Source organism: Bradyrhizobium sp. (assembly GCF_019244115.1).
Taxonomy (GTDB): Bacteria; Pseudomonadota; Alphaproteobacteria; order Rhizobiales; family Xanthobacteraceae; genus Bradyrhizobium.
This window is the reverse complement of record NZ_JAFATE010000316.1, coordinates 1-7,917: the sequence shown is the minus strand read 5'-3', so window position 1 is coordinate 7,917 and position 7,917 is coordinate 1. Positions and strand designations below refer to the sequence as shown.

Below are 7,917 nucleotides of genomic sequence, written 5' to 3'. Positions count from 1 at the left end.
TGCAATTGCCTCCGTTCACATGCGAGGAAGAACCGCCGCCCTGAATCTCGGGTTGTCCCAGATGTTTCCAACAGTCAGTGGTGTTTTGAAACAATGGGCGTGGATCCACTCTCATTGTCAATGCGGCAGGCTCTAAACTTTATTTCCCTCATCCATTCATTCAATCACTCACAGGCCGCAGCGCTCGCCGCGCTGCGGGCGTGAACAGAAACCCGTGCCAGTCAGAATAAAACAACGAACTCCTATATTGTTGAAATTTCTGTAGAATTATAGGAATAGAGCACTTGACGTGTAGTCCGCAGGTCGGAGCGTGCTCAAGGCGGTCTTGCTCGGAGGCGTACCGGCTACTCGCACGTAATCACGATCCGAAACATGGTCGTCTGGCGAGGCCTGACAAGCCTCGATGACATCGCTATCGGCAATCTCAATCGGAACTGGCGACGATGTGGTTCATCGCCAAGCTGAGGAGTGTGCTTCTTCCGGAACGCGAGCTTGAGAAACTGTGCGGGACTGATCTCGGAGAAGGCGACACGGGAATGATCGTCGATACAGACGTGGACGAACTCCCAGCTGACGCCACGGCTGTTGCTCTGGCCGGTCCGATCTCCCGTGATGCGGTGGCCGATTGTATCGTGAAGCGCAGCGCATATTGAGAAAATTGCATGGCATATACAATGAAAGCGCTATGTCAGAGATGCGATAGCCAAACAACATCTCGCGACGACGGAGCTTATGGCGTCGTTGTATTCTCACCGACGCATCGCCGATCATCGGACCGCGAATCTCGGTCGCCATGGCCAGAGCCCTCAACGAAACGCAACTCGCGGGCCAAGCGGTTGATTTTCGGAGAAGCAATCCCGTTTTCGAAGGAAGTCTGCCGGGCTCTCTCCAGTGGTAGGCATGTCCGGCGCAGACGAGCCCGACCACGACGACGCCCAGCACGGACTGATACCGGTGGACGCGCCACGCTAGAAGCTGGAACCTGATCAGCGCGCTCGTATAGTGGGCGAGCTTTCCAGCCTGGGAGTGTTTGCCTTGGTATTAGTTGCGCCACGTCCGCAGCCGTCTTCAACCGGATCCTTCGTTTTGATGGCTGTGGCCGCTCTCTGTTACATCCCGTGGCTGCTCGCGCTCATTGCCGCGCCGCCGTGGGCGGAACCCGGCAGCGGCGGCGGCGAAACCCGCATTAGCGAAGCCTGGGGAATCCTTCTGGTGCTGCTGTTCGGCATCCCGTTGTGGCTTGCGCTCGGGGGATTGGTCATGGTCGCCTGGCGCAAGGGCTTTGCACCGCCCGGTTGGGGCGCCGCGTCGGCATTGCTCTATCCTCTCGCGGCAGTGGCGACTTTCGCCGCCGCCCGGACCTACCTGGTGTGGCCTGGGGGTTGGTCTATCCTAGTACCTGCGCTGCTTCCCCCGCTGCTGGCATTCTATGGACTCTGCTTGCGCGTGCCGACGCTCACTGGTGGACGAATGCGCTTGCTTCCGGGGCTGGCGCTGTGTGTCACGGGGCTTGTCGCACTCGCAGCAATTCCGTTCGCCTCGATCGATCCACTCGGATATCCCGTCCGCCTCGCCTCGGAGCAGCGGCGCTGGGACGCTGCGTTCGCACGACGGGATGCCAAATTGCAGGAAGCAGCGCTGCAATGGGAACAAGACATCCGCAGGCTTGGTCCCGAGTCGCCGCTTGCGGCGTGGCTTGACTATGTCAACGGCTCCGCCGGATCGGAGCTACTGCACCAACAGGCGCTCGAGGGTGCGCGAGCGGCCCGAAACCGCCAGGCGGATGCAGTCGCGCTCCTCGACAATGGCCAGATTCTCCGGCTTGCGGAACTGTCCCAATTCGCGCTCACCGTCACGCCGGCTCTCTGCATGGCCTACAACCAAGCCCTCAGTCGATTGGCAACGACCGACCAGCCCTTCGAGTCCGAGATCGGCAAGCAACTTGAACTGCAAGTGCCGAACGCCGAATTTCTACTTGCTGGCAGATGCGATCTCACTTCCGGTCTCGGCGCCGCGGAAAGGCGTCTCAGAAAGGTCGCGGCAGTCAACCCCGGCGACGAGCACTGGCTGCAACTGGCCGCGGCTCTCGATGCCTTGCTCCGTAGGCATGGGAAGACGAACTCGAACGCTGGCTGATGCCGTTCTTGGACCGGCTGGGTCATAAGACTCGGCGGCGGATGTGTCCTCTGTATGTTGCGGGATTGATCGGTCCCGGCGATCGCAAGAGCGTTCAGCCGATGGCGGAACGCCTTGCCACGGGCAACTACGATCAGTTGCACCATTTCATTGCGGACAGTGTCTGGGACGCGACGCCGCTGGAGACAGAGCTGCTCAACCAGGCGAACCGACTTGTCGGCGGCACGGACGCGGTGCTGGTTATTGATGACACTTCATCTCGACCCACATGCATGGTTGGTTCTCGTCGTTGGCTTGGTGGTTGCGTCCGTTTCAGCTTTCGTTGCAATCTGGGGACTAATGCGGTTGCTGGAGCGATTTTCCAGTTGGCCCTTCGTGGTCTACCGCTTTGGTCTTGGCGTGATCATTCTCGTGGGAGCCCTGTCGGGCTGGCTCTGAGAATCGGCTGCAACTTGAGCTGGGATCAGTTGTCATGCAGCCAACGACATAAAGGAAGGGAAGGGAAGGCACGGCGGATAGTGGTGGAACGACCGAATAGCCCGCCGAGCTGATGCGGGCCGGCGCTTCACCTGCGCGATAGCATCCTCCAGAGCTTTGGGCGGCTACGGCATTGGCTATATCGTCTGGGCCACGCTCGGACGGGACCTGGTCGAGATGTACGAGCAGGCCAACAATTTTCACCGCTATGAGAGCCTGGTCGAACACTTGGCACTGTGGATATCATAGGGAAGAGCTTCACACCGATGCCCTACAAGTTCATTGCGATTGTGGCTGGCGTCGCGACGATTAACCTTCTGACCTTCACGATCGCGCCCGTGATCGGACAGAGCTGGCGCCCAGCTACTTCTTCGAAGACTTGATTCCCTGGATGTTTGCGAGGCCATCACTTGGCAACCACCCTGAGTGAAGTCAGATCTCTGATGACAGAGGAGCGCGATGTTTGGATCGCGCGGCGCGTGGATGTGGGACGAACGAAGGCGCTGCAGCGGCCGCTGCCTGTTGACCCCCTCCAAGACCGTGCTGCGCGGCGAGGAAGGACGATAAGGCAGCTCTACCTGATGTCCGCCGGACCACGGCAAGTGTGGGTTTGCGGATCGCGGATGCGCCCCCTTCCGCAGCCACCAACTAGATCGCGTGCAGAAAAGTCGGGGACCGAAATGCTTGGTATGCGAACCGCTACGCCAGCGGTTACTACGCTTGGGAATGCTGGCTTGGTCTGAAATGACCCCGCAGCTTGACTACGCAAGCACATCACCGCTGTGCAGGCCACAATCAACGCCAAAAGCCTGATGCGGCACATTGGTGTTCCCGCAGAGAAAATTCTCAAGCACCGCGTTTACTCTAAAACCGATTCGCGTACAACAAATAAGGACCTAGCGCTCCGGGTGAGTTAGAGCTTCGGGTGCAGCAAAGCCGGATTTCCCGAATGACCCCAGTGGCCGCCTGCGCTGACCAAGCGACCGAATGTGCTGCCATTGCTGCACCGCACCGTCCGAAAGTGTGCAGATTTTTTTTGGATGCCGGCAAATGACGGGGCGTGCGGCACGCTGAGCTGACCGGCGTCCAAAAACCCGTCGGCCGTAACCATTACAGCGAGCCCCCGCCTCTGGGGAAGCTCTATATTCGCGGGAATTGCGCAGATTCAGAAGCCGCACTCTCTATACTGTTTTCTGACGAGACGTAACCGCGAGCCCATGTCAATGAAGTCCACATCAAGGCATTGGTTTCCTCGCCGGTATTCCGACGGGCGACCCTCGCATTGCAGATATTCGAGGTATTCGCCAGCGCTTCTCGTGCGGAGAATAAGTGGCAAACTCATGCTGCGCGCTAGGCGGTCCCTTGCAGATTCCGGCGATGTATTCTCGGACTTCAAAGGGCAAAGTGCTTATATGATCAGGGTTCCAAGGGTGATCCTTGCCTCCGGCACTGCTCTTGGAAACCGCCGGGAGTTCACTGCAAAGCAGAAGGCAAACAGCGAACAACAAGGTTCGGACTGTCATTCGACCCTCCCAATTAGGGGACCAGTCACGCCTATATTCTATCAGATCTCCTAGGTCCGGGCGACGGCAGCAATTGGCCCGCACCGACCCAACATCAAATCTGTCCTGCGTCGGCTGTCAGGGGTAGACCGCAAAGACGCGAGAGACTCGGCTAACATGAGAAGTCAGCTTGGATGGCGAACGGATTTAGTCGGAAAACTCGAGCCCTTCTGGTCAGGGCTGTAATGTTCGCACAAACGCGCGCGTCATCGGATTGACGGGGCCCGCCACGGCGCGATCGGACGCGTTTGCGTTACTACTTGGCGCCGGAAAAGCATATCCGAGAATGGCCTTGATGACCCAGCGGTCGGAGACGGGCGTTAGTCCATAGCCGACGCCAAAATTCACATCCACGACGCCAATCTTGAAGTCAGTGACCGCGAACAGGGTATGCTCCTGTTCCGGAAACGCTTTGAAATCTCCGATCTTGCCCCAATCGGAATAATATTCGAAGCCTGCATACAGATCCTGGCCGAATTTGCGTGCGACCCGCGCGGCAGGCGCGAAATGCGTTTCGCCAAACCGTCCGAACCCGACGTCTACAATCGGATTGACGATGAATTCGTACTCGGCGCTACGCATGCCGATGATCGGACGGATTTCCATGGCGAAGCGGGTCCGCGCAAAAGGCGGCGTCTGACTTGAGAACTCGAAATTGACGCCGTAGAAAAAGTCGCGCTGCTCCACATGGGGCGACACGAACAGCGTCCGCAGCTTGACCGCATCGGAATAAAACCTCTCGCTCTGAATTCCGAACGGAGATACAGGCCGACCTCCCACCAGTCGGTTACGCCATAGGCGAACTCCGGCGTGCCGTTGATCGCGCCGTTGGAGATGAGTCCGCCGGGAAACGGCGGGTCCTTCACCCCGAGCGGCGTATAGTTGAGATGCTGCTGAATGGTGAACTGGCCGACCGCGGCAATCATGGCATTGTAGACCTGAATCTCGTCGGTGGCCCTTGCCAACTGAATCGAGCTTAAGACCATCGTCACGGCTAAGATAATTTGTCGTGCCGGGATTCATACACACATCTCGTTTTCCGCTGTGGTTCCAAGAACTCGCGTCTCTTGTCATCAGCTCGCAATACCCATCGACCGCAAATTCGGCCACGAAGCACGATGCTGCCAACTTAGCAATAGGTTTCCCTGGGCTGAGGCCCGCACGAACAGCGCTCGTTAAGAGCCATTCTCATCGCAAGGACTCACTACTCTGAGCCGAACAACTGCAACGAACCGGCACGCGCGCCGTAACGTCGGGTGCCTGGGGCATACCGGACACAAGTCGTGCCGGCTCTGCATCGCGGCTGCCGCAGCCATGCAGTCCGTCGGCGCACCGCGAAGACGCGAACGACGCGAGGCGGGAGGAAAAGATACAGCACCCCGCTCAGCAGGCCGATCATCCGGTCCGACCAGTAGCTATACGTCGCAGGACATGACGAGCGGTTCTCGTGGACCAGCCAGGTCGCCCCTTTCGCTGGCCCCTAGGTCGATTAGGCCGTGCTCGCGTTGCTCGCTCAAGAGTGCTTACTCTGGCGCTTGTCGCCGTCCTCGATCCGATGGCGGTGGCGCTCCCGCTCGCCGCAGGCACACACATACGACGCGTGGGAGCTCACCCTGACCATTTGCACGCATGGCGTATGAGCAAGACGGTGGCCCACCGCTCCGCCGAGAGGATTAGGGCGTCGAACCATCGAATCGTTCCAGAGATCGCTTTATCGGCTCGTGCGCGGGCACGAAGGTGCTTGCCAAAGAGCGTGCGGACTCTCGCGAATGGGATGAGCCTTCTGCTAATTGGGCGACGTTGCGCCCGCGGTCGAAAATAGTCCAAAAGAAGAGTTGAGAGGTGCCCGATCGCACCCGACCCGGACCCGTTGCCCCCGCCGCGGTGGTGGCATCTGCCAGGGGATCACCTTGACCTCGGTCGTTTCGAACTGCGGCTTACCAGGCGCAGTCACCAGCAGGGTCGCCTTCATGGTGTGATGAAACAGCGGCCCTATGGGCAGCTCTTCGGAGTGGAGGACCTCAACCTGACAGGAGCGCGCCTTGCGATGGCCCGTTTGCGCGGCAGCGGCGGGGACCGTGACGATCAGCAGGATGGTTATGGCCACGGCTGTGCGCATCATGGGTCCACGCGGTTTAGGCCAGGGAGGAACGACCTGCTTGCCGATCAGCAGTCCGCATCATCGCGCGCCGTCAGCGCTAATCCTCGGTCAGTTTAGCTCAAATGATCAGCAATCGTAGCGGTTGAGTTGCGTTTCACGCGCATTGCACAGCAGCAAACCGCGTGGCCCAGTAGTGGCGAAGCCTTGCTCTGGGGGACGAGCGTAGCTATCATTTGGTCTGCGTCGATGAGGCGCAGTTTACCCGGGTGGCTTGGCTGTGACTACGGCGAAGACAACAGCTCCTGGTGAGAGAATGTCCAAGAGCGTTTGGCTCGGGGGCTTGGCGTTTCGGACGGTCTTTATAGCCATTCTCATCGCTATCACCGCGCGCGTATCGAGCCCCGAGCTCGAACACATCTGGTCTCTTTGGGAGACACCGAGCGACCTGGTCCGGGTCGCGCTGGGGGCCGTCGTCTGCGGCTGGCTGTTCGTGCACGTGTTCATCCTGCCGAAGGATGCTGACGGCTATCGAACCTGGCTCTACCTCGGATTAATTATCCTGCCGATGGCAGCCCTTTGCGCCGTGGTAATTTGGTAAGCGATAGGAGTGCCAGGAGCTGCCACTTCAGTTTTGCAGCTAGTCCGGGGCAGCCGCCGTGGTGGCCTCGCCCATGGCGCACTCGCGCCAAACCGGGGTCATGCATGTGGTCGGCCAGCCGCCCCCTAGCGCCATGAATAGCGCCGCCGTATCGGCGAGCCGGTTGGCTTCGGTCTGCACCCGAATCACCGACGCCGTCAGGTAGGTCTGCTGGGCATTGAGCACCGCCAGCTGGTTGACCTGCCCTTCGTTCAATTGCTTTTCGACGATATCGAGGCTGGCTTTGGCGGTCTCCTCTGCATGCAGCGCCGCCCTCATCGCGTGCGCATCGGCCTGCAGCCCGCGCAGCGCGTCGGCAACATTCTGGAAGGCAGTAATGACTGTCGCGCGATACTGCGCCTCCGCCTGGTCGAGCGCTGCCTCGGCCGCTCTTTGCTTGTTGTAGAGGGTGAAGCCGTCGAAAATCGGCGCGGTCGCGGCCGCCGCGACCGTATAGAAGCCGGTTCCTGGCGCAAAGCTCTGGGCAAAGTTGTAGCCGCTCGTTCCTCCATTGGCTGAAAGCAGGAAGTTCGGCAGCCGCGCGGCGATCGCGACACCCACCAAGGCGCTAGCGGAGTGCATGACGGCCTCCGCAGCTCGCACGTCCGGACGCTGGTCCACAAGCTTGCTCGGCACGCTGACTGGCAGGTTGGCCGGCAGCTTCAAATGAGCAAGGTCGAATTTCTGCATGATCTCGTCGGCGGACAATCGTCCGGCCAGGGCGGTCAGGAGATCTCGCTGCTGGGCGAGCTGCTTCTGCAGCGGCGGCAGCAACTGCTCCGCTGCCGCGAGCCCAGCTTCCTGCGCCAGCACGTCGGCCTGCGCGACCTGACCGGCTTCGTGCTGACGATTGAGAATGCCGAGCAGGCGGCGCTCGATCGCGATGATGCGCTCGGTTGCGGCGATCTGACCACGGAACGAAGCTTCCTGAATAGCAGCGGTCACGACGTTGCTGGTTAGCGTGAGATAGGCGGCCTCGAGCTGAAACAGTTGCTGCTCGGTAA

Annotated in this window: 7 protein-coding genes and 3 pseudogenes; 6 read left to right on the top strand and 4 right to left on the bottom strand. The window is 59.9% G+C overall.

Annotated features, from left to right (window positions below; genetic code table 11):
- A partial coding sequence (locus JOZ76_RS14180) for a hypothetical protein (RefSeq protein WP_291699253.1) occupies window positions 1-204 on the top strand: 204 nt, incomplete at its 5' end.
- A gap of 302 nt (window positions 205-506) precedes the next feature.
- Here JOZ76_RS14180 and JOZ76_RS14175 read toward each other — a convergent pair.
- Window positions 507-632, bottom strand: a pseudogene (locus JOZ76_RS14175) (IS481 family transposase); the annotation flags it as partial.
- A gap of 370 nt (window positions 633-1,002) precedes the next feature.
- Between JOZ76_RS14175 and JOZ76_RS14170 the strand changes: the two are divergent.
- From JOZ76_RS14170 to JOZ76_RS14155, 4 genes and pseudogenes are all read left to right on the top strand, one after another.
- Entirely contained in the window at window positions 1,003-2,136 is a 1,134-nt protein-coding gene (locus JOZ76_RS14170; protein WP_291699252.1) for a hypothetical protein, read from the top strand.
- Window positions 2,136-2,393, top strand: a pseudogene (locus JOZ76_RS14165) (transposase); the annotation flags it as partial. The gene JOZ76_RS14170 and the pseudogene JOZ76_RS14165, both read left to right, overlap by 1 nt.
- Window positions 2,374-2,574 (top strand): annotated as a pseudogene (locus JOZ76_RS14160) (undecaprenyl-diphosphate phosphatase); the annotation flags it as partial. The pseudogenes JOZ76_RS14165 and JOZ76_RS14160, both read left to right, overlap by 20 nt.
- Window positions 2,575-2,730: 156 nt before the next feature.
- Window positions 2,731-2,862 carry a hypothetical protein gene (locus JOZ76_RS14155; RefSeq protein ID WP_291699251.1) on the top strand — a complete coding sequence of 44 codons (132 nt, stop codon included), beginning with the start codon at window positions 2,731-2,733 and terminating at the stop codon, window positions 2,860-2,862.
- 1,487 nt (window positions 2,863-4,349) lie between these two features.
- On the opposite strand, the gene JOZ76_RS14150 is transcribed toward JOZ76_RS14155, so the two are convergent.
- Window positions 4,350-4,862: a hypothetical protein gene (locus tag JOZ76_RS14150; RefSeq protein ID WP_291699250.1), complete on the bottom strand. Its 513-nt coding sequence runs from the start codon at window positions 4,860-4,862 to the stop codon at window positions 4,350-4,352.
- Window positions 4,863-5,961: 1,099 nt separating this feature from the next.
- Window positions 5,962-6,297, bottom strand: coding sequence for a hypothetical protein (locus tag JOZ76_RS14145; RefSeq protein ID WP_291699249.1), 336 nt, complete (start codon window positions 6,295-6,297; stop codon window positions 5,962-5,964).
- 292 nt (window positions 6,298-6,589) lie between these two features.
- Here JOZ76_RS14145 and JOZ76_RS14140 point away from each other — a divergent pair, with 292 nt between their 5' ends.
- Window positions 6,590-6,874, top strand: coding sequence for a hypothetical protein (locus JOZ76_RS14140; protein WP_291699248.1), 285 nt, complete (start codon window positions 6,590-6,592; stop codon window positions 6,872-6,874).
- Window positions 6,875-6,913: 39 nt separating this feature from the next.
- Here JOZ76_RS14140 and JOZ76_RS14135 read toward each other — a convergent pair.
- Window positions 6,914-7,917, bottom strand: a 1,004-nt coding sequence (locus JOZ76_RS14135; protein WP_291699247.1) for an efflux transporter outer membrane subunit, incomplete at its 5' end; no start/stop codon positions are given.